This window comes from Streptomyces sp. S07_1.15 (assembly GCF_020739505.1).
Lineage (GTDB): Bacteria > Actinomycetota > Actinomycetes > Streptomycetales > Streptomycetaceae > Streptomyces > Streptomyces xinghaiensis.
On the sequence record NZ_JAJBZK010000001.1, the window covers coordinates 4,824,336 to 4,847,961 of the forward strand.

General features: G+C 75.7%; 11 protein-coding genes. 8 read left to right on the forward strand and 3 right to left on the reverse strand.

Annotated features, from left to right (window positions below; all coding sequences use genetic code 11):
- Positions 1-463 precede the first annotated feature (463 nt).
- The 8 genes from LIX60_RS20800 to LIX60_RS20835 all read left to right on the forward strand — a co-directional run bounded on the left by LIX60_RS20800 (position 464) and on the right by LIX60_RS20835 (position 18,860).
- On the forward strand, positions 464-1,324 hold the full coding sequence (locus tag LIX60_RS20800) for a hypothetical protein (protein WP_227959829.1): 861 nt from the start codon (positions 464-466) through the stop codon (positions 1,322-1,324).
- Positions 1,321-3,675, forward strand: coding sequence for a hypothetical protein (locus LIX60_RS20805; RefSeq protein ID WP_227959830.1), 2,355 nt, complete (start codon positions 1,321-1,323; stop codon positions 3,673-3,675). Before LIX60_RS20800 ends, LIX60_RS20805 begins: the two co-directional genes overlap by 4 nt.
- On the forward strand, positions 3,672-5,057 hold the full coding sequence (locus LIX60_RS20810; protein ID WP_227959831.1) for a hypothetical protein: 1,386 nt from the start codon (positions 3,672-3,674) through the stop codon (positions 5,055-5,057). The genes LIX60_RS20805 and LIX60_RS20810 overlap by 4 nt, the downstream gene beginning before the upstream one ends.
- A gap of 121 nt (positions 5,058-5,178) precedes the next feature.
- Entirely contained in the window at positions 5,179-7,677 is a 2,499-nt protein-coding gene (locus tag LIX60_RS20815; RefSeq protein WP_227959832.1) for a vWA domain-containing protein, read from the forward strand.
- A 44-nt stretch (positions 7,678-7,721) separates the two neighbouring features.
- Positions 7,722-11,894 (forward strand): tubulin-like doman-containing protein, encoded by a 4,173-nt coding sequence (locus LIX60_RS20820; RefSeq protein WP_227959833.1) that lies wholly within the window; start codon positions 7,722-7,724, stop codon positions 11,892-11,894.
- Entirely contained in the window at positions 11,891-14,560 is a 2,670-nt protein-coding gene (locus LIX60_RS20825; protein ID WP_227959834.1) for a hypothetical protein, read from the forward strand. The genes LIX60_RS20820 and LIX60_RS20825 overlap by 4 nt, the downstream gene beginning before the upstream one ends.
- On the forward strand, positions 14,557-16,710 hold the full coding sequence (locus LIX60_RS20830) for a hypothetical protein (RefSeq protein WP_227959835.1): 2,154 nt from the start codon (positions 14,557-14,559) through the stop codon (positions 16,708-16,710). The genes LIX60_RS20825 and LIX60_RS20830 overlap by 4 nt, the downstream gene beginning before the upstream one ends.
- On the forward strand, positions 16,710-18,860 hold the full coding sequence (locus LIX60_RS20835) for a hypothetical protein (protein WP_227959836.1): 2,151 nt from the start codon (positions 16,710-16,712) through the stop codon (positions 18,858-18,860). Before LIX60_RS20830 ends, LIX60_RS20835 begins: the two co-directional genes overlap by 1 nt.
- A gap of 303 nt (positions 18,861-19,163) precedes the next feature.
- Here LIX60_RS20835 and LIX60_RS20840 read toward each other — a convergent pair whose 3' ends face one another.
- Genes LIX60_RS20840 through LIX60_RS20850 form a run of 3 tightly spaced genes read right to left on the reverse strand, consistent with a single transcriptional unit; the run spans position 19,164 to position 23,623 of the window.
- Positions 19,164-20,324: an acyl-CoA dehydrogenase family protein gene (locus LIX60_RS20840; RefSeq protein ID WP_227959837.1), complete on the reverse strand. Its 1,161-nt coding sequence runs from the start codon at positions 20,322-20,324 to the stop codon at positions 19,164-19,166.
- Positions 20,325-20,328: 4 nt separating this feature from the next.
- Positions 20,329-21,297, reverse strand: coding sequence for a hydroxymethylglutaryl-CoA lyase (locus LIX60_RS20845; RefSeq protein WP_227959838.1), 969 nt, complete (start codon positions 21,295-21,297; stop codon positions 20,329-20,331).
- Complete coding sequence (locus LIX60_RS20850; protein WP_227962846.1) at positions 21,284-23,623, reverse strand: biotin carboxylase N-terminal domain-containing protein; 2,340 nt, start codon at positions 23,621-23,623, stop codon at positions 21,284-21,286. The genes LIX60_RS20845 and LIX60_RS20850 overlap by 14 nt, the downstream gene beginning before the upstream one ends.
- Positions 23,624-23,626: the final 3 nt, after the last annotated feature.

Here is a 23,626-nt window from a genome sequence, read left to right on the forward strand (position 1 = left end):
GAATCCTCAACTTCCTTGTTGGGCAACCCGCGTGCTGCTGAGAGTGGCCACACCGCGAGGGCCGTGGCCGTCGGCGGTCGGAAGGTTGCGCACGGGGGGCCGAAAGTGAATGCGTTCGAGCGGATTTATTCATTCCGTTATCCGCCGGTGGTTCCCACCGCGCTCGGCCGGGCCGTGCCGCCTCCCCCGGGGAGCCGCCCCGTCCGGGGCATGAGCGGCGAGGCCGTGCCCCGGGGCGGCGAGGGTGCGATCCGCGTCCCCGTAGCAGGCGCGCCCCGGCCGGGGCCGGCCCGTACGGACCGGCGGCCGCCGTCACCGGCGCACGGCGGGCCGGAGCGGGCGCGGAACGGAGCGCGGCCGGGAGCGCGGCCGGAGTTTTCCGCGCCGACTGTGTAAACGGCTACATCGCCGTGCGCGGTTCACGGCCACGTTGGTACGCGGCACCACAGCACAGGGGGATCGGGTGAACACTGCGGGAGCGGTCAACAGGCTCGTCGTCTTCGGCGACGCCTGCGGCTCGGGCAAGCTCGGGATGCACGCGAAGAGACGGATGCGCGACGGGATGTACGCCGCGTTCGCCGAGGCGTACGCCTCGGTGGACATCGAACCCGGGCGGCTCCACCAGGAGGACCGGGGCGACGGCATCCTCACCGCGCTCGACCCGGCGGTCCCGCCGTCGCTCATGGTCGGGCGCTGGGCGGACACCCTCTACCAGTGCCTGCGCGAGCACAACGCGGGCAGCGCGGAGCGGCTGCGGCTGCGGGTCGGGATGAACGCCGGACCGGTGATGAACGACGGAAGGGGGCTGGTGGGCCGGGCCGTGGACCTCGCCTGCCGGCTCTGCGACAGCCCGGTGGCCAAGGACATCATGGCCGGCACCCCCGGTGCGGATCTGCTGCTGGTCGTCTCCGACTGGCTGTACGAGAACGTGGTGGCCGAGGGCGGACGGTACGTGGAGCCCGAGCACTACCGCAGCGCCCGGGTGCGGTCCAAGGAGACCGACGAGACCGCCTGGTTCCACATCCCGCGGTCGCCCGCGCCCGGGATCCCGCGGCCGCCCGGGCCCCCGCCGCAACCGCCCACCGGGGACGGGCCGGCGCGGGGCGGCGACGAGGCCGGCGGTGGCGGTGGCGGCGACGGCGGCCCGCCGGAGCCCGAGGGCGGCATACCCGGCGGCAGGCGGATCACGGCCCACGGCGATCTCCAGTACTTCGAGAAGAACGTGATCAACGGGGGGTTCACCGGCATCCGCAGGGAAGCCGCCGGGGGCGCGGCCCAGGGCCACGGGACCGACGCCGCGCCGAACCATGGTGACGGCGCATGAGCGACCAGGACGCGGCCCCCGTCCGGGACGCCCCGGCCGGAGACGCCCCGGCCCGGGAGGGCCCCCGCGACGCCCCGCGGGGCACCTCCCGGCCGGAGTCCCCCGGGGAGGCGCCGGAGGAGAACCGGACCCCCGAGGACGGCCCGGAGCGGTCCGAGGACCGGCGCTTCGACCAGGCGGCGCGCGACCCGCTCGGCAGTCCGGGCGGCACCGGCGGCTCCGGTACGGCGCACGCGGCGCGCCGCACCTTCGCGGCCGGGCGGGCGGGCCGGAGCGTCAGCTTCGCCACCGACGGCCAGTACTTCGAGGGCAACTACTTCATCAGCCAGTCGTCCGGCGGCGGCCCGGCCGTACTCCAGGGGCCCGTCCACACCGAGGAGCTGGACCGCCTCGCCGGTGTCTACTGCGAGACCTCCGGCTACCAGCGGATGAAGCGCCGTCTGCGGGAGCGCGCCCTGCTGGTGCTGTGCGGGGAGTGCGGCAGCGGCCGTACGGCCACGGCACTCTCCCTGCTCGCCGAGGTGACCGGCAACCGCGTGATCCGGCTGGACCCCGGCGGCAGGGTCCGCGAGATCGAGGAGGTGACCGGGGGCCACGGCCATCTGCTGGAGATCATGCCGGAGGCCGAGGGCGCCGAGGGAGCCACCCCGGAGCGGGACGGGGCCCGCGGCCCGGGGGCCGGCGCCCGCTCCCGGCCCCCGGGCGCCGTCCTCACCGAACTCCATCTGGACCGCCTCCGGGGCAAGCTCGCCGAGGCGGGCGCCTACGGCATCGTGCTGGTGGAGAGCGGAGACCTGGCGGACCGCATGCTCCGGGGCCGCTACGGCGTGTACTGCCCGCCGCCGCCCGCGGAACAGGTCCTGCTGCGGCACCTGAGGGTCCTGCTGAAGAGCGAGCCCCCGGAGGCCCTCGGCAAGGCCCTGGAGCTGGCCGCCGGGCCGGACGTCAGAGAGGCCCTCGGCCTGGCCGAACTGCGGCCCGCGGAGGCGGCCCGCCTCGCCGACCACCTCGCCCGGTGCCTGCGCGGTGAGCTGACACACCGCCAACTGCTCGACGACTGCGCCACCTTCGTCCGGGCGCAGGCGCGTACCTGGTTCGCCGGGGCGGACAACCCCGGCACGCTGCCCGAGGCCCTGCCCTCCCTCAGCACCGCCGCGTTCCGCATCGCCGTCGCGGTGTTCAACGGTTCCGCCCACAGTCTGACCGCCGAGGCCGGTGAGCGGCTCGCCGCGGAGATGGCGGCCACCCTCGACCCGGAGGCGTCCGGGGGCCGACGGCTGTTCGGCACCCACGCCGAGGTCCGGCCGGCCGCCGCCCGGGCCGTCGTGGAGGACGCCGAACTGGACCTCGGCGACGCCCGGGTACCGGTGCGGGCCATCAGCTTCCAGGGCGACGCCCTGCCCACCGCCGTGCTGCGGGAGGTCTGGCACGGCTACCACAACGCCCGCGGCCCCCTCGTCCGCTGGCTGCGGTCGCTCTGCGGCGACCCCCGCCCCCAGCTGTGGGTGCGGGCCTCCGTCGCGGCGGGCGTGCTCTGCTCCTGGGACTGGGTCCACGGGGCCGGGGAGCTGATCGGCCCCCTGGCGCGCTCCGACGGCGCGGTGCAGCGGATGGCGGCGGCCACGGCGCTGGCCGAGGCGGCCCGGGAGCCCGCCGTGCGGCCCGCCGTCCACGCCCTCCTCAAGGAGTGGGCGGTCTGCGGGGAACCGGAACTGGTGAGCACCACCGCCCTGGCCCACGGCTACGGCATGGCCGCCGGCTCCGTCTCCGCCTCGCTCGACGCCCTGGCCGTCCTGGTGCGCGACGGCGACGACCCGGACCTGACGGCCCTGGCCTCCTTCAGCGTCACCCGGCTGCTGGCCGGGCCCGAGCCGGAGACGGTGGTGCGGCGCCTCGCCGACTGGCTGCTGAGCGGCCGGACGGAGACGGCCGACCTCGTCCTGCTGAGCGTGATCAAGGCGCTCGGGACCCGGGCCACCTTTCTGTGGGGACTCGCGGACACGGCCGAACCGGCGGCCGGGCACGACCGTAAGCCGCTGGTCCTCGCGGTGCCCGCGGCGCACCCGCGGCTGGCGGGCGCCCTCGCCGCCCTGGTGCGGCACACCCTGTCGACAGCCCGCTCCGGCCAGGCGGCACTCGACACCCTCGGCACGCTCCTGCGCCGGTCGGCCGGCGACGCGGAGCAGCGGGAGCTCGCCTGCGATCTGCTGCGCCGCATCGCGGTGGAGCGCAGGGACCGCGACCGGCTGCGCCATCTCCTGGCGCGCCTGGTCCGCGACCGCGACGAACCCCTGGACAAGGACGACGCCCGCCTGATGTGGGACGCGGTGGGAGAAGGAGGCGGGAGATGACGACGGCAGAGCCTGCCGCCGGTGCGGGCGGAGAACAGGGCGAGCGGCTGAAGGGCCGACCGGCGGGCCCGCTGGTGCGGGAGTGCGCGCCGCCCTACACCCGGCGGAGCGGCCAGATCGCCGCCGTGCTGCTGTACGGCAACGGCGGGCACAGCGTGGTGTGGCCGGACCGCCGGGAGGACCGGGACAAGCCCTGGTTCCGGGAGCCGTTCACCGTCTTCGAGGTGCTCCTCGGCCGGAACGTGACGGTGTTCGACCTCCGGCTCCCGGCCGCGGGCGACGCGCAGTTGTTTGAGGCCCGGGCCGAGGTGCACTGGGAGGTCGAGGACCCGTACACGGTCGTCAGCAAGCGCGTCTGGGACCTGCGCGAACTGCTGGAGGGCGAACTGCTGTACGGGCTGCGCCAGGTGTCGCGCCGGTTCCGGCTCACGGAGGCCCAGCGGGCCGACGAGGCGGTCCGGGCGGAACTGGCGGCGGGCCATCCGGACCTCGGCCGCGACCTCGGACTGCGCCTCACGACCCGGGTGTTCGTCGACCTCAGCGACCCCATCCGGCAGCGGCTCGGCGAGCGCGACGAGATCCACTTCGACATGACGACGGAAGAGGCGCAGGCGGAGGCGGAGCGCCGCAGGGAGGCGCACCAGCGCCGGCTCGCCCGGGACCGGGCGGCCGAGCTGGAATCCGTGCTGAAACGGGGCGAAGAGGCCGAAATCATCTACCACATGGCGAGGAACCCCGAGAAGGAGTGGGAGATCCGCCAGGCGATCCGGCAGGAGAAACGGCAGGGCCAGGCCGACTTCATCAATCTCTTCAACCGGCTGATCGACCGGGGAATCCTCGAACGCCACGACATCGACGACGGCATGTACGAGGTGCTCCAGCATCTGCGGGAGAGCACCGGCGGGGTGATCGGCGGGGTCACCGACCGGGTGCTGTCCACCGGCCCGGCACGGCGGGAACTGGAGGACGGCCCGCGCCCCGGGCGCCCGGGCCGGTACCGGGACGAGCGGCCGGACGGCTTCCGGGACGGAGACGGCTTCCGGGGCGGAGACGGCCTCCGGGACGAGGACGAGGGCAACCACGGGAGCGGGGGCCGGCACGGGGCCGGGGACGGCCCCCGGGACCCGGACCGCTACCCCGACGACCGGGACCGGCATCCCGCCCCGTACCGCGACGACCGCGGCCGCCCGCCCGAGCCGGAGCTGCCCCCCTGGGACGAGGAACCCCGGATCCACCGCCCCACGAGCGTCGAGTCCTCCGCCGAACGGGCCCGGGAGGAACGCCGCGCCCGCGACGAGCAGCGCGAACGCGAGGAGCAGCGGGGCGGCACCGGCCGCCGCACCCGGTTCGGCGCCGACTTCGACGACTGGGACGACACATGAGCACCCGGACGAGACCCGCGGCGCCCCCCGACGCGTACCGGCGGCCGCACGGACGCGGCCGCGCTCCGGCGCCCGCCGCGGCGCCGGCCCTTCCCCATGGCTGTGGTGAGAGACGGTTCAGATGAGAAACACGTCAAGGACGAGAACACTGGCCGGGGCCCTGCTGGGCCTGGCCGCCATGGCCGCCACGACGGCCGCCGGCCCGGCCGCCGTACCCGGGGCGTCCGCCCCGCTCGCGGCCTCCGTCCCCGCCGGGGCCCGCGCCGCCGCGGCCGAAGGCGCCGATCCGGTCGACTTCGCCGTGGTGGTCGACCAGTCGAAGAGCCTGTCCGCCGACGACCTGGCCCGGGAGGTCGAGGCCGCCGCGCTGATCGCCCAGGGAGAGATATCCGAACGCTCCCGGGCCACGGTCATCGGCTTCGGCAGCTCCGAGAAGCCCGGCCAGTCCGCGGTGCGCGAGGTCTGCCAGCTCACGGTGGCCGACGCCGTGGGACGGGACCACCTGAGTGACTGCGTCAAGAAACTGTCCCGCCGGGACGAACGGAAAATGGGTCCCGGCACCGACTTCCCCGCCGCCCTGCGGCAGGCACTGGACCGGCTGACGGAGGACGGCGAACCCGCCACCCCGAGGGTGGTCTTCCTGCTCACCGACGGCCGGCTCGACGTCCGCGACAGCCGGGCCTACGGCGACGACCCGAGGAGCCGCACCGAGGAGGCCGAGAAGCAGCTCGCCGAGCAACTCGCCCGGGCCCGCGAGGAGTCCGTGCAGATCTGGCCGCTCGGCTTCGGCGACGTCGACCGGAAGATGCTCACCGCCATGGCCGCCGGCGGCTACCGCAACGGCTGCGCCGACCTGCCCTCGGCCCGGCCCCGGCCGCGCGTGCTCGACGGCTCGGCCGAGATCGGCAAGGTGCTGCAGGAGACCTTCGCCGCCGCGCGCTGCGCCCGGGTCGCCCAGGGCACGGTGGGCAAACCGCCCGCCGATCTGACCGTCACCATCCCCGAGATCGCCACCGACGGCTCCATCACCGTCAGCAAGCACGATCCGAAGGTGACGGCGACCTACTACGACCCGCGCGGCCGCAAGGTCCCCACCCGGGGCACGTTCGACGGCTCCGTCTTCGAGGCCACCGGGCAGAACGGGCCGGTCGAGGCGCTGCGGGTGAAGAACCCCCGCCCCGGCACTTGGCGCGTGCACCTGGAGGCGCCCGAGGGACACCGCGGCCGCGAGGTGACGGTGCGGGCCATCTGGCAGGGCAAGCTGCGCTCCGCCGTCACCCTCGATCCGGCCTCGCCGCGCCCGGGGGAGAAGACCGTCGTCGAGGTCCGGATGCAGACCCGGCGCGGCGTGGTCGTCGACGATCCGCGGCTGCTGAAGGGCATCAAGGTCTCGGCGCAGCTCTCGGGCAGCGGCTTCGACTCCTTCTCCGTCCCCCTCGCCGACGACGGCAAGGGGCCCGACCGGCGCGCCGGGGACGTCCGCTTCACCGGGACGCTGACCGTGCCGGACGGCGCCGACGGCGATCTCGCCCTGCGGGCCGGGATGTCCGCGCCGGGTGTCACCGGCGACCGGCGGCCGCTCAACGCCCGCGTCACCCTGGGCACACCCCCGGTCAAGGCGGCCCTGACCGTGGAGCGGGGCAGCGTCCACCCCGGCGGCGAGGTGCGGGGCCGGCTGGAGGTCCGCAACAGCGACTCCACCGCGCACACCCTGCGGCTGGCCCTCGCCGACCGCCCGCCGGGCGGCGGGGTGCGGATCACCCCCGCGACCGTCGAGGTGCCCGCGGAGGGCCGCAAGAGCGTCCCGCTCACGCTCTCCCTGGACCCGGACGTGGCTCCGGGGGAGATCGGGGGCCGCATCACGGTCGCGGACGCGGACGACGACGGCCGGATTCTCGACAACGGCTTCATCGGCGTCGTCGTCGAACCGGTGCCCACCCTCTGGGACGAGTGGTGGGGCGCCTTCCTCGCCGCCGCCGTCCTGCTGCTCGGGCTGGCCGCCTTCGCGGCCGTGCGGCTGCGGGCGCGGAACCGGCGGCGCGATCTCACCGGCGTCCGGCTGGAGTTGCGGGGCGACGGCATCAGGCCGGACGAGCTGACCGTCCGCCCGGGGCAGAGCTCCGGCGGCGAGTTCCGCTTCACGGTGGACCGGGCCCGGGGCGCGGCCCCCGCCCTGCGGCGCGCCGGGCCGGGAGCGGCCGCCGTGCACCGGCTGCGGCGCTCCGCCTCCGGGCGGTTCCTGTTCCGGCCGGACGGCGGGCGGGACATCCCGCTGTCCCCCGGCGGCTCCGCCTCCCTCGGCGGCGGACTGGAGATCGTCTTCCACGACCGGCGGTCAGCGGCTTCCCGGCGGGACGGCGCCGACGGCCGCCGCGGTGCCCGCACCTCGGGCGGCTCCCGGACCTCCGGGGGCGACGGGAACCGGCGGTGGCGCCGGAACACCGGCCGCCCCGGCCGTGGCAGCCGTATCGGACGACCCGGTGACGAAGCCGGGCGCGTCCCGCCCCCGGCCGGTGCCGGAGACCGCGGCGCGGGCGCCCGGCGCCCGGGCGGCGGCGCGAGTGCCCCGTCCTCCGATGAGCGGACCGCCGGCGCGAGCCGCTTCGACCCGAATTTCTGAGTCACGACGGGCCGCCGTCCCCAGGCGGCCCCATGGGAGACCACATGAAGATCCACCAGCCCATGCTCTTCGTTGGCCTGGGCGGCACCGGGAACCGGATCGGCGCCGAGCTGGAGCGCGGTCTGCGCCGCGAGCTGTGCGGACCCGACGGCACCAAGCTGGCCGTCGAAGACCGCAGGGCGCCGTTCCAGCTGCCGGACTGCCTCCAGTTCGTCTACGCCGACTTCAGCGAGTCCGAACTCGACCGGCTGCCGCACCTCGGTGTCAGGGGCACCGGAGCCGCCGCGTACACCCGCACCTCGCGGGCCATCCATGATCTGCTGCCCACCGGCTACGACAGTTCTCCAGAGGTGACCCGCATGCTGCGGGTCGTCCTCCACGAGGAGACCCGCTCCTGGCTGCCGCCCGAGCAGCGGCAGCCGCGGGTGGCACCGCTGCACAACGGCGCGGGTCAGCTTCCCACGGTGGGCCGGGCCGCGCTCTTCGCGACCCTGCGCAGCGGTCTGGAGCCCGTTCTGCAGCAGCTTCGGAAAGCTGTCAGCGCCATCGGCAACTCGAAGTCCGACCTGCAGGCGGTGGGCGGCCGCCAAGCCCACGCCTGCGACGTGTTCGTGGCGTTCTCCGTGGCCGGCGGCACCGGGGCCGGCATCTTCTACGACTTCATCCATCTCATCGGGCACGCGTTCCGCTCGTACAAAGAGCTCGCGGTGAAGATCTATCCGCTGGTGGTGATGCCCTCCGCCTTCCCTCCGGAGGCGGGCGGCGGACGGGAGGCAGAACTCAACTCCGCCCGGGCCCTGGTGGACCTCTCCCGGCTGGTCGACGACCAGAATGCGCCCGACGCGCAGGCCGACTTCGGCGACGTCGAACCGCGCGCCGGAGCCGGGGTGCGCTACCCGGTGGAGGGCCTGGTGAAGCTGCGTCCCTCGACCGTGCAGACCGCCTTCCTGTTCGGCTGCCCCTCGGTGATCCGGCCGGAGGACCTGCGCCGATCCATCACCGCGATGGTGATGTCGCTCATCGGCACGGAGCAGGGCGAGGGGAACACCCAGGGGCGCGCCGAGGGCGACCACCAGTCGTTCGCCGCCAGTTTCATCAACGGGAGCGTGGAGCGCTCCACGCCCTCCCACTCCGGCATCGGACACCGGGGGCTGTCGACGGGGCTCGCGGCCTCCCTCACCGTCCCGGTCGACGAACTGGCGGAGATCGTGGCGGGCCGGCTGCTGGCCGAGGCCGTGCGAGGAATGGCCGAGGACGCCCGGCGGCCCCGCGACGACGGTACGGACCTGGTCCGGGACATGTTCCTGCGGTCGGGCATCGGCCGGCTGTGGACGAGGGAGACGCCCGGGGTCCCCGCGCCCGACCCACTGCCCAAGGGGAGCAAGCCCATCGCCCAGGCCCTGCGGGACCGGATCGGCGACATGGAGGACGGACTCGCCCGGCTCGACCGCGAACTGGACCGGGACATCTCCCGGCTCGTCGACGACTTCGCCCCGGGCACCGGAGCCCGCGAACTGCTCGGCCGACTGGGGCCGTTCCGGCTGGAACGCCTCCTGAACGGGCTCCCCGGCCACCCGCAGCGGACGGCCGAGGCCGGATTCGCCGGAATGCTGGAGAACCGCAAGAACGACCCGGAGCGGCCGGAGGGCGTCGGCCCGTCCGCCCCGCTGATCCCCCGGATCAAGGGCGGGGCCGGCGGCCTCGTCCCGGCCCGCTGGGGCGACCCCGATGTCCAGGACGCGATCGACGAGCAGGACGCCTGGTGCCGGTGGCGGGCCAACCGGCAGTGGCACCGGGCTTGGAAGGACCACGAGTCCCGCTGGCGGCCCCCGCTGGTGCGGGCCCTGAAGGAGACCGGCGAACTGGTCCGGGCCCTGCGCGCCCACGAGGAGGACGAGCGGAAACACTTCGCCGATCGCCGCAAGGAGCTCTACCGCGACCGCACGGGTGTGTCCTATCTGCTGCCTCCGCAGAACAACCTGCGGGCCTTCTACGAGGACGTCCTCGGCCGGCTGGTCCGGCACGGCGGCCTGCCGGAGAACACCGACGCGGTCACCCTGCTGGCCGAGCTGGTCCAGCCCGAGGACTGGCAGCGGGCCCTGGACGCCGTGCGCCGCTCTCCGCGCGCCGCCGTCAAGGAGATCAAGCAGGTCCTCGAACGCCGCGTCAAAACCCTCTTCGGGGAAACGAGTGCCCTGGACGACCGCCCGCTGCTGCCGTCGCTGGGGGTGCTGCTCCGGGCGGCCGCCGGGGACGAGAACGCGGAGGCGTCCGTCGACAGCCGCTGGCTGGAGCAGTTCCGCTCCCAGCTGGCCGGTCTGCTGCCGGTCGGCTTCACCCCCGACGGCAGCGGTCCGCTGGAGGCCCTCATCGTGCATCCACGCAGCGAGAAGGACGACCGGACCGGGGAATATCTCAAGCAGGAGCTCAACCTGCCCCGCGACATCGTGGGCGAGCCGCGATGCCAGCCAGTGGAGGCGGAGGCCATCACCGTCGTGCTGCACCGCAGCGGGATGAGCCTCACCGACGTCTCCGAGGTGCGGCGCTCGCTGCGGGTCTGGGCCGAAGCGCGCGACGCGGGCGGCGGCGACTTCCTGCACTGGCGGCAGCGGCTGGGATACCGCGACGACTGGCTGGCCAGCACGGAGGACGACCGGCGGCGCATCCTGCACCGCATCCTGTGCGCGGTGTGGAACGGGCAGGTGGACGCTCTGGGCGACCCCGCTTCCCCCGACCGGATCCGGGTCCGGCTTCAGGAGGGCGACTCGGCCACGATGACCCTGCGGCTGGAGTCCTTCGACGAGGGCCTGTCCAGCTGGGCCGGGCTTCTGCGCGCCTACGAGCAGTGGGCCCTGCTGGACGAGGAGGGCCCGATCGTCAAGGACGTCTGCGATCGGCTGATGCGCACCCGGCCCCACGGGCTGACCACCCGGAACGCCGCTCCGTCTCCGCTCTTCCGGAGACTGGTACACGAGGTGGCGCCGCGGCAGCGGGCCCTGCTGGACGAGCTGGCCGGTGAGTTCACTGCGGAGGACGGGGAGTGGCTCGTCCCCCTGCGGGACTTCTGGGAGAAGACCTTCACCGGCGCGCTCGACCTGCGCTTCCCCGGGACGGCGCGGGCCACCCGGCCGAATCTGCGGACACTCGACGAGCGGTACGAGCGGGAGGCGTCGGCCGCCTCCCGGCCGCCGGCGCCGCGCACCGCGCCGGCCGGCCCGCGCACCGCGCCGGCCGGCCCGCGCACCGCGCCGCCGGGGCCGCCCGGCCGGCCCTGGGACGGGGCCGCCGAGCCGCAGCCCGAGCCGGCGGTGCCGCACCGCCGCCACAACGGCTCGCGCCACGAACCGCCCGCACCACCCCGGCCCCCTCGGGAACCGGCGGAGCCGTACCGGACCGAGGAGCGGTACGGGGCGGAGGACCGGTACCGGACGGAGGAGCGGTACGGGACGGAGAGCCCGTACGAGAGCGGGGAACCGCACGGGGGCGGCGGCGAGCCGTACCCGGGGCGCCGGGGCGAACCGGGCGCCGGGCGGGCCGGGGAGCCGTACGGAAGCCGGGGCGAGCGGTACGCCGCAGAGGCGGACGAGCCGTACGCGGGCCGGCCGGACCCGGCAGCCGGAAGCCGGTGGGAGCCGGGCACCGGACGGGCGGAGCCCTCGGCGGCCCGGAGCGAGCCGTACACCGGCCGGCGGCGGGACGGTGCGCCGTACGACGACGGCCCGGACGAGGCGTACACGGACCGGGCCGGGCGGTACCCCGGCCCGTCCGAGCGGAGCACCGGCCGGACGGAGCCGCCCGCCCCGGGCGGGGGCGGGCCGCCCGCGGGGAGCGGCAGGCGCGGGCCGTACGCGGGCGCGGCGGAGCCGGACGGCTGGAGCGAGCCCTACCGGACGGACGATCCGCACCGCGATGAGGGTGCTCCGCGCCGTGCCCCGGAGCCGGCTCCGAAGGAGGAGCCCTGGGACAGCGGCGACTGGGACGATCCGCCCCGGCGGAACGACCCGGCCTCCGGAGACGACTGGGACACGGGAGACGACCGGGCCCGCGGAGGTGACCGGGCCCGCGGGGAAGACCGGGCCCGCGGGGATGACCGGGCCTCCGGAGACGACTGGGACGACGGAGGCGGCCTGCGTCACGGAGGCGGCCCGGCCCCCGATCCGCTCCGCGGGGACGGCCGGGACCGCCGGACCGGCGGGGACGAGGAGACGCGGCTGTGAGCACCGAACGCCGGTCCGCCGCGGAGCCGGTGGTCCGCGTCGACCTGGGCCACCGCGGCGGCCGGCCCCAGACCCCCGTGGCCCTGGCGGCCCGGGTGCGCGAGGCTCTGGCGCGGACGCCGGCCGCCGGGACCCGCTGCTTCCTCGTCCTCGACGACGCACCCGACCTGATGGACCACCAGGTCCACTACGAGCGGCTCTACTCCCACGGCCCCGCCGAAGTGCTCTGTCTGGCGTACGGCGGCGCGGACTCCCGGGAACTGCTCCTCCCGCACGTCCTGCGGACCGCGGGCGTGCTGTGGATCCCCGACGCGTTCGCCGGGGCGGACGGCACGGAGCCGGGTCCCGGGGAAGGCCGTGGCGGGGGCGGAGCCGGCGGGGGAGAGGGCCCCGGCAGCCGCAGCGGCAAACCGGGCCCGGAGGCGGTCGGCGAGGCCCTGCGCCCGATGGTCGAACTCCTCTCCGAACTTTCGGTGTTCCGCGCCGTGCTCGGGGGGATCGCCGAGGTCCCGCAGGGGGTGGCCGTCCCCGCGGCCCGCGTGCTGGAACACGATCTGACGGAGGAGGCCAAGGCCCGCGCCTGGCGCCAGGCGCTGGAGGAACTGACCGGCGCGGACGTGCCCCCTCCCGCCCTGGTCGTCGAGGGTGTGCCGGGCTCGGACGCCACCCCCGCCGACGCCGTCCCCGCCGCACTCGGCCACCTCATCGGCGCCGCGGTCCCCCGCGCGCTGGCCGGCCGCAACTGGCTCGTCCCCGGGGGACGGGCCGAGACGCGGCGGCTGGCCGGCGAGCGGGCGCTGCGGGACGCCGAGGACGGATACGAACAGGTGCGCGGCCCGGCCGGGCTGTTCGGCCGGCGCGGCCGGACCGTCGATCTCCCCGAACGGCTCGCTGACCTCGCCGACGCGCTCGGCGCCTACCGCGGGTGCGTCGCCGAGGCGCTGAGCGAGGGCGGCGGCGACCGCCTCAGCCTGGAGCAGCGCAGCGGCCTCCTGCAGCGCGGCATCGATCTGCCGGAGCTCCCCGAGGCGTCGCGGAGCGCGGTCGGCCCGGGGCTCCGCGCCTACACGGAGCGGCTGATCGCCGCCGGGCTGCCGCTGCGTTCGGTCGCCGCCCGGCTGGGCGCGCTGTCCGACCGTTCCGCCCCGGCGGGCAGCGCGGCCCGGCTGGCCCGGCTGGACGACATCTGTCCCGAGCGGATGCCGGAGGAGCTGGCGTCGCCTCTCCCCTTCGGACCGGACGGTCCGGCATTCGCCCACGCGGCTCCCGTGCTGCTCCTGGCGTTCGCGGCCGGACTGTGGCCGGGCCCCGGCTGGGTGTCCGGGCCGCTGACCGGGCTCGTCCTGGCGCTGCTCACCCTGCTGATGCTGCGGCGCCGGCCCAACCGTTCCCCTGCGGGTCCGCTGGACGGGGGCGGGAGCACGCGTTCGGGACTGCGGCTGGTCGCCGGCCTCGCGGGCGGCGCCGCGGGAGGGCTGGCCGGAACGCTGCTGGCCCTGCCGGCCTGGGCCGGGGCGGCGGCGCTCGGCCTGGCCGTCACCGGTTCGGTGGCCCTGGTCCTGCGGGACTGGACGGCGGCCGTCGACGACTGGTGGGACCGGACGGATGTGCGGTCCGCGGCCCGGAGCCTCCAGGACATCGACGGACTGCTGGCCGAGACAGCCGTGCAGGACTGGCTGTTCGCCGACGCCCGCTACCACTGCTCGGACGGCGCCCGCGCCGTCGCCCTGCTCGTTCGGGGGCTCGCCGACACGGCCGAGGAATGCCTTGCCGCCCAGGACGCAGGGGCGGCCGGCGCACGGCGTTCCGCGGGTGCCAACGGCACGGCCGCTTCCGCCCTCTCCTCCGGAGCCGCCGCCGGTACGGCCGACGACCCGTGGAACTGGGCCGGTTGGGGGGACGGCAACAGCCACGGCGACGGCAACAGCCACGGGGAGGGCTACGGCCACGGGGACGGCAACAGTCGCGGCGTCGGCGATGGCCACCTCGGCGGCCCGCCCCAAGGCGGGGGACCGCCCACCGGTCGCACGGCCCCGTGGGACGGCAGCGCCGCCGCGGAGGCCCCGTCCTCCGGGGCGCCGGCCGACCCGCCCTGGCTGGAGCGGGAACGCGGCGACGGCGGCCCCGCCCTCGTCCCCACGCTGCTCGGGGATCTGGCCGGCGGCGCCACCCGCATCCTCGCCACCCGCTGGGCCGCGGTCGAGCGGGATCCGGCCGAGGCGGGACGGGGCTCGGTGCGGCTGCCGATGACGGAGCTGCTGGAGGAGGAGCGGGCCGGGCTCCGGCGCGACGGTGCCACCTCGCCGCCCGCCTTCTCCGCCGACCCCGGAGAGCGTCCGGGAGCCGCCGAACTGCTGGGGGTCTCCTCCGACCGGGCCGGACAGCTGCTCGGTCCGGACAGCGGCGCGGACGAAGCCGTTCCGCTCTGCCGCGCCGAGCACCGCCGGATGCTCTCCAGGGAGCCGACGGCGGTACGGCGGGTGCGGTTCGCCCCGGAGGCGATGCGCCGGGGCGCGGAACCGGACCTGCCGCGGGACGGCTGGCACGCCGCGGGCGAGGACATCGTCTGGACGCCGGGCGGACGCCACGCGGGCGTGCTGTGTCTCGTACCGCTGCGCGCCGAGATCGTCCGCACCGTCAGGGCGGAGGAGGGGGAACCACGATGAGGACCAACGAGGGCGCGGCGGCCGGCGGCGCTTCCGGTGCCGGTGGTACCGCCGCCGGGGCCGGAGCCGATGGTGAGGGCGGGAGCGCGGAGCTGGAGTTCCTCACCCCCGGCGGCGAGGCGCACCGGACCATGGCCCGCCTCCACGCCGCGGTGCGGATCCCCGGGCGGGAGCCGCTGGCGGCCCGCACCGTGACGCTCGGCGACGGCAGGCGCGTCCTCCAGTACCGGCTGCCCTTCTCCGAGCAGGGCGACAACGCCGCGTACGGGGCGCTGGAGCGCCAGGTCGGCGCCGCGGTCGCGCTCGAACGGCGGTACGGCTCCGAGCGGTTCGGGGAGGTGTTCACCCGGCTGGTCGGCTTCGACCTCGAAGCGGCGGAGCCGTATGTGCTCTACCGCGCCCCGGAGGGGAAGCCCCTCGCGGGCCGGCAGGGCACGCTGACGGTCGCCGAGCAGCAGAGGCTGATCGCGCAACTCGTGCTCGCCGTCCGCCTGCTGGAGGAGGCGGGGCTGGTCCACCGGGAGATCACCCCCGACACCGTCCGCTGGGACGGCACCCACGTCCGCCTCGCCGAGCCCTACGGCGCGCAGCGGATCGGCGAGCCGCGGGAGCCCTTCGGCGCCGCGCCCTGGGCACCGCCCGAACAGCGCGAGGGCACGGGGACCGCCGACACCCGCGACGACCTGTGGGCCGTCGGCCGGCTCGTCTACTTCCTGCTGTCCGGCCGCCCCGGCCCCGCCGCGGAACCGCCCCACGACCTCGGGGAGTTCCGCCGGCTGGCCGCGCCGGCCGACAGCGGCCTGTTCGACCCGCGCGCGGTGAACCGGCCCCGCCCGTCCGACCTGATGCGCCTGCTCCAGGTGCCCGACCCGCTCTCCGCGCCCGCCCCGGCCGACCCGCTCAGTGCCGGACGCGCCGAGTTCGACGCCCAGCGCGCCAAGAAGCGGAAGGAGCTCGGCACCGGGGAGCCGCCGCAGGAGGAGTGCTACGAGTACCCCACACCGCGCCGCTCCTGGCGGTTCTGGCTGCCGCGCGGTTCCGGGTCCGGCGCCGTGCGGGAGCCCGAGGCCCCGCCTCCGCCCCCGCCTCCGGCCGCCCGGCCCACCCTCTGCCCGTACTGTCTGCTGCCGGTGGAGTACGACGAGACACGGCTGGTCACCCTGGACGGCAAGCGGGTCTTCCGGCCGTTGGACCTCAGCCGGGAGCGGCGCCCCATGCACCGGCAGGACGCGCTGCGGCAGGCGTACCAGTCCTGCCCGCACGCCCCGGCGGACGCGCCGCACCACCTGCCCGTCCCGTTCCTCACCAACGGCGAGCCGCTGACCGTCGCGCTGGTGGGCAGCTCCGCGGCCGGCAAGACGCACCTCCTCGCCGCGATGCTGGGCGAGATCGAGCAGGGCGGGCTGGAGCCGTACGGGCTGAAGTGCCTGCCCCTCAACCCGGACGCCCACCGGGAGTTCATCCGGGAGCGCGTCCAGCGCCTGCACCGGGGCAAGATGCTCGAAAGCACCGGCCAGATGTCGTTCGCCCACTTCGCCGACGGGCTGCTCGTCACCGGCGGCGGGGTGACGCGGCCCGTGCTCTTCTTCGACCTCGCCGGCGAGGACCTGGCGCAGAACGGCGAGGTGACCAGCTTCCTGATGGGCGTGGGCGCCTTCATCTTCGTCCTCGACCCGCTGCGGGCCCTGCGGCTCCCGGCCCTGGACCCCGTCCGCTCCCGGACCGGGCTCCACCAGCGGGAACTGGGCGACGAGGCGTTCACCACCGTCCTCAACCGGGTGCCGCGGATCGGCCCCTGCATCGACGCACCGGCGGCGGTCGCGCTGAACAAGAGCGATCTGATCCGGTTCGACCCCTCGGTGGACCGCTGGCTGAGCCGCGCGGCGGGGGACCTGGACGAGGAGGACCTGCTCGCCGAGAGCCGTGACGCCTACGCCTTCGTGGCCCACCACGGCAACGCGTCCTGGCTGAAGCCGTTCGACGACTGCGCCCGGTGCACGCTGCACTTCGTGGCGGCGACCGGAGCCCAGGCCCGCGGTGACGTCTATCCGCACGGCATCAGACCGCGGCGGGTCCTCACCCCGCTGCTGTCGGTCTTCGCCATGAGCGGGCTCCTCCCCGGAGCCCGATGGAAAGAGGTGGGGACCTGATGGTCCGTCATGAGCAATGGGTGGACCAGATCGTCTTCCGCTGGGACGCCGGGAACACCCTGGGGACGACCGGCTTCGGCCCGGTCGCCTGGTCGTGCGACCGGGAGACCGCCGAGGAGTTCTTCCGCCGGGCGGCCGCGCTTCTGCGCAGCACGGCGGCGGAGACGGTCCCGGCCCTGATCAGGCTGGAGCAGGGCGGGCAGGCCATGCTCGTCCACCGGTCCCCCTGGCCCGCCCCGGCAGGGCGGCGGTCGAGCACGGTCTGCCACGCGCTGCTCGGGCCGCCAGAGATCCTCGACGCCGATCTCTGCCTGGGGCTGGGCCGCTGGTCGTGGGCGGGCAGCGGACTCCCGCTCGGCGACGTCCGGGGCGGCCTGGAGGCGGTCCACCAGTCCGCGCTGAGGCCGTCCGCCGAGGACGGGCAGCGGACGCTGCGGGCGGGGCTCCCGGACGTCGCGGAGACCCTGGCGGCCGTGGCGGCCGAGTTCCTGCGGAACCCCGCGCAGGGGTTCACCGTGCTGGACCGGGCGGGCGGGGACAGCGCCCGCCGGGTGCTGTGGGGGCTGCACGGCCTTTTCAGCGGGGTCCGCCCCGGGGGATGGACGTTCGCCACCCACGACACCGCGGAGGACCCGGCGATCCGCTTCCTCTTCGTCCGGAGCTGGCCGGGCACGGTCTCCCAGGGCACCGACCGGATCCGGACGGACCCCCGGGAGCGGCACGGGGACCGGGCCGAGCGGGTGGCGGCCGAACTGGTGGACCACTACCTGCGCCGGGTCGAGGAGGGGGAGGGGTACGAGTACGAGGTGGCGGAGGCGCTGGCGGCCGCCGCCGGAGACCCCGGACCGCGAGGGCCGGCGGGCACCGGGAGCGGCCGCGTTCTGCTCGCCTCCGCGGAGCGGGCCCTGACCGAGCTGAGCCGGCCCCCGGGCGGCGGGCGGCGGCCGGCGGCCGGACCGCGCGACTCGTACGACGCGGGCGCCGGTTTCCTGGCGGGGGACGGGGTCTTCGGCATCGGCGGTCCGCACGGCGGAGACGGCTCGTCCGGCGCGGGCGGCGGGTGCGGCCCCCAGGGCGGGTACGGCGCCGGGGGTGCGCCCGTATCCGGCGGTGCGCACGGGCCGGGCGGTGCGCCGGAAGGCGCGCACGGTCCGGACGGCGCGTGCGGGAGCGAACCACCCGTGCCCGCACCCTCGGCCCGGCCCTCCGAGTCCCGGACGGCCGCCGCCGCGGGCGGTTTCGCCGGGCTGCCGCGCGTCCGCCCCGAGTGGCCGGCCGAGCCCACGCCCGGCCACCTGATCGACCGCCTGACCGACCGCCTCCGGAAACGGAAGCGGACGGTGGGCTACCCGGAACTCCTCACCGCCCTGCGGACGATGGAGGAGTCCCCCACCGGACGGCGGCAGGCCGTGGCCGCCGCCGCGGGCACCGCGGACCGGCACCTGATCACGGCACTGCGGCAGGAGCACATCCCGTACGCGGCCGTCGGCCTGCTGGTGGGGGAGATCGCCCGACGGTACGGCGAGTGGGGGCGCACGCCGCGGCGGGAACTGTGCGACACCGTGCTGGACATGGGGCTGTTCGTGACGAGCCGGCCGCGCCCGTCGGCCGGCCCCCCGCCCGCCGACGAGACCCGGGCCGCCAATGCCGCCGCGCTCTACCACTGGGCCGTCCGGCCGCTGGCGCGGGACGCACGGATCAGCAGCCGGCTGGCCGCGGTGCTGCCCCGGCTGGCCCTCGGCGCGGATCTCGCGGGCCGGGCGGCGGTCGACCGGATCCTGGAGCACCAGCACGGCCCGGGACTCGGGGACACGGTCTGGCTGGCCCTTCTCCGGACGGTCCAGCAGGACCCGGCAGCGGAAACCCCTGGCCCCGGCCCCGGCCCCGTGCCCGTGCCCGGCCCCGCTTGGCCGCCCGCCCCTCCGCCGCCCCACGAGCCCACCCCACGGGGCCGCGGACCCGCCCGGAAGCGCGACCCCGGGCCGCCCACCCCCACGACGCGCACCGTGCTCCCCGGCCCTGAGCTCCGGTACGGCGGGGACGGCTACGGGGCGGCCCAGGACAAGGACGCCCGTGTGGGGGTGGTCATCGCGTTCTCTGTCCTCGCCTCGCTGCTGCTGGTGCTGGTGTGGCTCCTCCTGAGCGGCTGACCGGCCCGGGTCGAAACCGGGAGGTCCCTGGAGTCCGGCCCCCATGGCTTTCGCTGGCGAGGTCTCTGCGACGGGCCGCGAGGTCGAGCCGTTGAACGGGGGCACCTGTTCCCCCGCGATGCGAACTTGCCCGGATGCGCGACGTGCCTGGTTCAGTAAAGTCGCCAATCCGGGCAAGTTTGCCTCAAACAGCTACTTGCCCGAGACGTGCAAGTAGCCGTTTGAGGCAAGTTGCCGAGGCGCCCTGCCCGGGATCGTTCCGGGCCGGGCGCGTTGTGCGGTGGCCGGTGGCCGGTGGCCGGTTCAGGAAGCGAAGCCGAGTTCGCGGGCGATCAGCATGCGCTGGACCTCGCTCGTGCCCTCGCCGATCTCCAGGATCTTGGAGTCGCGCCACATCCGGGCCACCGGGTACTCGTTCATGAAGCCGTAGCCGCCGTGGATCTGGGTGGCTTCCCGGGCGTTGGTGACGGCGATCTCCGAGGAGTACAGCTTGGCCAGGGCCGCCTCCTTCTTGAAGGGCTCGCCGGCCAGCAGCCGGGAGGCCGCGTCGCGCCAGGCCAGGCGGGCGGTGTGGGCGCGCATCTCCATGTCGGCCAGCTTGAACTGGATCGCCTGGTTGTCACCGATCGGCTTCCCGAAGGCCCGGCGCGTCCTGGCGTAGGACACGGACTCGTCCACGCAGCCCTGGGCGAGGCCGGTGGCCAGGGCCGAAATGGCGATGCGCCCCTCGTCGAGGATGCGGAGGAACTGGGCGTAGCCGCGGCCCTCCTCGCCGAGCAGGTTGGCGGCCGGGACCCGGACGTCGGAGAAGGACAGTTCGCGGGTGTCCGAGGCGTTCCAGCCGACCTTGGAGTACGGGGGCGCGACCGTGAAGCCGGGGGTGCCGGAGGGCACGATGATCGAGGAGATCTCGGGGCGGCCGTCCGGCTTGCGGCCGGTGACGGCGGTGACCGTGACGAGGCCGGTGATGTCGGTGCCGGAGTTGGTGATGAAGGACTTGGAGCCGTTGATCACCCACGCGTCGCCGTCGCGGACGGCCGTGGTGCGAGTGCCGCCGGCGTCCGAGCCGCAGTCCGGCTCGGTCAGGCCGAAGGCGCCGAGGATCTCGCCGGAGCACATCCGGGGCAGCCACTCCCGCTTCTGCTCCTCGGTGCCGAAGCGGTACACGGGCATGGCGCCGAGGGAAACCCCGGCTTCGAGGGTGATGGCGATCGAGGAGTCCACCCGGGCCAGCTCCTCCAGGACCAGGCCGAGGGCGAGGTAGTCGCCGCCCATGCCGCCGTACTCCTCGGGGAACGGCAGGCCGAAGAGGCCCATCCGGCCCATCTCGCGGACGATCTCGTAGGGGAACTCGTGGTTCTCGTAGAACTCGCCGATCTTCGGGGCGATGACGTCGTGGGCGAACTCCTCGACGGTGCGCCGGAGTTCCTCGTGCTCGGGGGAGAGGCGGTGGTCGATCGGCATGGCTTCAGTTCTCCTGGTGGGAGGGGGTGCCCGCGAGGGCGCGGACGGTGCGGGACGGGCTGGGTCGGCCCAGGTGGGCGGCCATCCACACGCTGGTGGCGGTGAGACGGCCGAGATCGACCCCGGTCTCGATGCCGAGGCCGTGCAGCATCCAGACCAGGTCCTCGGTGGCGAGGTTCCCGGTGGCGCTCTTGGCGTAGGGGCAGCCGCCGAGGCCGCCCGCGGAGGAATCGACGGTGGTGACGCCCTGCTGGAGGGCGGCGAGGGTGTTGGCGAGGGCCTGGCCGTAGGTGTCGTGGAAGTGGACGGCGAGCCGTCCGGCGGGCACCCCGGCCGCGCCGAGCGCGGTCAGCAGCGCCGCGACATGGCCGGGGGTGGCCACGCCGATGGTGTCGCCGAGGCTCAGTTCGTCGCAGCCCAGGTCGAGGAGCCGCCGGCTGACCCCGGCCACCTGGTCGACCGGAACGGCTCCTTCCCAGGGGTCGCCGAAGCACATGGAGAGATAGCCGCGGACGCGCAGGCCCGCCGCGGCGGCCCTGGCGACCACCGGCTCGAACATGGCGAGCGACTCGTCCACCGTCCGGTTGAGGTTGGCCTTGGCGAAGGACTCGGTGGCGCTGCCGAAGACGGCGACCTCCCGCACCCCGAGCGCCAGCGCCCGTTCCAGCCCCCGGTCGTTGGGGACGAGGACCGGCAGCCGTGTCCCGGCGGGCAGCTCCGGGCCGGCGAGCAGGGGCATCAGCTGCTCGGCGTCGGCCAGTTGGGGCACCCATCGGGGGTGGACGAAGCTGGTGGCCTCGATGGTGTCCAGCCCGGCCGCGGCCAGCCGCTTGATGAACTCGGCCTTGATCTCGACCGGTACGACGGCCTGTTCGTTCTGGAGGCCGTCCCGGGGGCCCACCTCGTGGATACGGACCCGGGCGGGCAGGCCGGGGGCGGGGACGGTCATGGGGAGTCCGTCAGGAAGGGACATCGCTCGCCTCCTCGGTGATCGCGGCGGCCGGGACGGCCGGTCCGCCATCGGCGGTCGCGGCGGTCGCGGCCGGCTCGTGCGGTGCGACGACCGCCAGGACCTGGTCCATGGCGACGGTGCTGCCGGCTGTCACGTCGAGTTCGGTGACGGTGCCGTCGTGCGGTGCGGCGATGACGTGCTCCATCTTCATCGCCTCCACGACCAGCAGACTCTGCCCGGCGGTGACGGCGTCACCGACGGCCGCCTTGACGACGGTGACGGTGCCGGGCATCGGGGCGGTGAGGGCCCCGGCCTGCCCGGCGCCCGCGCCGCCGCGCAGGGCGGCGGCCACGGGGTCGTGGGCGGTGGCGTGCCAGGCGTCGCCGTCCCGGCCCAGCCAGTGCCCTCCGGCACCGTCCGGCGCGTGGTGGAAGACGTGGGTGACGCCCGCGTACTCCAGCAGCAGCCGGGTGCCGGGCGCTGCCGGCCCGTCGCTGCCGGGGACGAGCCGGGCCCGGACCGCTCCGTCCGGCCCCGCTCCCTCCGGCCCCGCGGCGGGCGCGGTCCCGGCGGGTGCGGGCGTGGCCGCCGGGGTGGCGGCCGGTTCCACCATGCGGATCTCCGCGGCGTGCAGCGGGCCCCGGACGTGGACGGTCACCGGCTCGTGGCCGGGGATCCCGACGGGGTGCGGTGTCCAGGCCGGTGTGCCGCCCAGCCGCCAGCCGCTCGGTACGGAGAACGGGTCCGTCCATCCCGGACGGCCCCCGGAGCCCTCCGGGCCACCGGACGCCGCACCGGGCGCCCCCGCCGCGTCACCGGCCGCACCGCCCGGGGCACCGGGCCCGCCGGCTCCCCCGGGGGCGCGTCCCGCGTCCGCGCTCCCGCCCGTGCTCCCGCCCGCGCTCCCGCTCGGGGCCAGGGCCGCGTGGCGGAGCAGTGCCGCCGCCGCGTACACCTCCGCCGGTACGGACGGCCGCAGCAGCGAGGCGGCGTCGCGGTCGACGAGTCCGGTGTCCATCTCGCCCGACACCACCTCCGGGTGGGCCAGCAGCCGGCGCAGGAAGCCGGCGTTGGTGTCCACCCCGAGGACGTCCGTCCCGGCGAGCGCGGCGCGCAGCCGCCGCAGGGCGGTGGCGCGGTCCGGGCCGTGGGCGATCACCTTGGCGAGCATCGGGTCGTACGCCGTCCCGACCTCGGTGCCGGGGGAGAGGCCGGAGTCGACGCGCACGCCCTCGCCCGCCGGTTCGCGGAGCAGGCGGACCGTGCCGGCCGAGGGCAGGAAGTCCACCCGGCCGCCGTCCGCCGCGCGGGCGGTCTCCGCGCAGAGCCGGGCCTCGACCGCGTGCCCGGTGAGCCGTATGTCCTGCTGGCCGAAGCCGAGCGGCTCCCCGGCGGCGGCCCGCAGCTGCCACTCCACCAGGTCCAGGCCGGTGACGAGTTCGGTGACCGGATGCTCGACCTGGAGGCGGGTGTTCATCTCCATGAAGTAGTACGCGGAGGGGTCGTTGCCCGGGACGATGAACTCGACGGTGCCCGCTCCCCGGTAGCCGCAGGAGCGGGCGGCCTGCACGGCGGCCTCGCCCATGGCGGCCCGGGTGGCCTCGTCGAGCAGCGGGCTGGGGGCCTCCTCGACGATCTTCTGATGGCGGCGCTGGAGGGAGCACTCGCGCTCACCGAGGTGGACGACGTTGCCGTGGCCGTCGGCCAGCAGCTGGATCTCGATGTGCCGGGGCCGGTCGATCCACCGCTCCACGAGGAGGGTGTCGTCCCCGAAGGAGCCGCGAGCCTCGCGCCGTGCGGCGGCGATCTCCTCGGCGAGCACCTCCTCGGAGCGGACCAGCCGCATGCCCTTGCCGCCGCCGCCCGCCGAGGGCTTCAGCAGCACGGGCATACCGATCTCCCGGGCCGCCGCTGCCAGTTCGGCGTCGGTGAGCCCGCTGCCGGAGGAGCCGGGGACGACCGGGACCCCGGCGGCCCGGACCGTCTCCTTGGCGCGGATCTTGTCGCCCATCAGCTCGATCGCGCCCGGGGGCGGGCCGATGAAGACCAGGCCGGCCTCCTCGCAGGCGCGGGCGAAGGCGGCGTTCTCGGCGAGGAAGCCGTAGCCGGGGTGGACGGCCTGTGCGCCGCTGCGGGCGGCGGCGCCGAGCAGCCGCTCCACCGACAGATAGCTCTCGGCGGCGGCCGTGGGACCGATCCGGACGGCCGTGTCGGCCTCCCGCACATGGCGGGCCCCCGCGTCGGCGTCGCTGAACACGGCGACCGACCGCACCCCCAGCCGGCGCAGGGTGCGGATCACGCGGACCGCGATCTCGCCCCGGTTGGCGACCAGTACGGACTCGAACATCGT

Bases quoted from the DNA above. Each gene is read 5' to 3' on its own strand.
- LIX60_RS20805 (WP_227959830.1), top strand. From the start codon at position 1,321: ATGAGCGACCAGGACGCGGCCCCCGTCCGGGACGCCCCGGCCGGAGAC.
- LIX60_RS20810 (WP_227959831.1), top strand. From the start codon at position 3,672: ATGACGACGGCAGAGCCTGCCGCCGGTGCGGGCGGAGAACAGGGCGAG.
- LIX60_RS20815 (WP_227959832.1), top strand. From the start codon at position 5,179: ATGAGAAACACGTCAAGGACGAGAACACTGGCCGGGGCCCTGCTGGGC.
- LIX60_RS20820 (WP_227959833.1), top strand. From the start codon at position 7,722: ATGAAGATCCACCAGCCCATGCTCTTCGTTGGCCTGGGCGGCACCGGG.
- LIX60_RS20830 (WP_227959835.1), top strand. From the start codon at position 14,557: ATGAGGACCAACGAGGGCGCGGCGGCCGGCGGCGCTTCCGGTGCCGGT.
- LIX60_RS20835 (WP_227959836.1), top strand. From the start codon at position 16,710: ATGGTCCGTCATGAGCAATGGGTGGACCAGATCGTCTTCCGCTGGGAC.
- LIX60_RS20840 (WP_227959837.1), bottom strand. From the start codon at position 20,324: ATGCCGATCGACCACCGCCTCTCCCCCGAGCACGAGGAACTCCGGCGC.
- LIX60_RS20845 (WP_227959838.1), bottom strand. From the start codon at position 21,297: ATGTCCCTTCCTGACGGACTCCCCATGACCGTCCCCGCCCCCGGCCTG.
- LIX60_RS20850 (WP_227962846.1), bottom strand. From the start codon at position 23,623: ATGTTCGAGTCCGTACTGGTCGCCAACCGGGGCGAGATCGCGGTCCGC.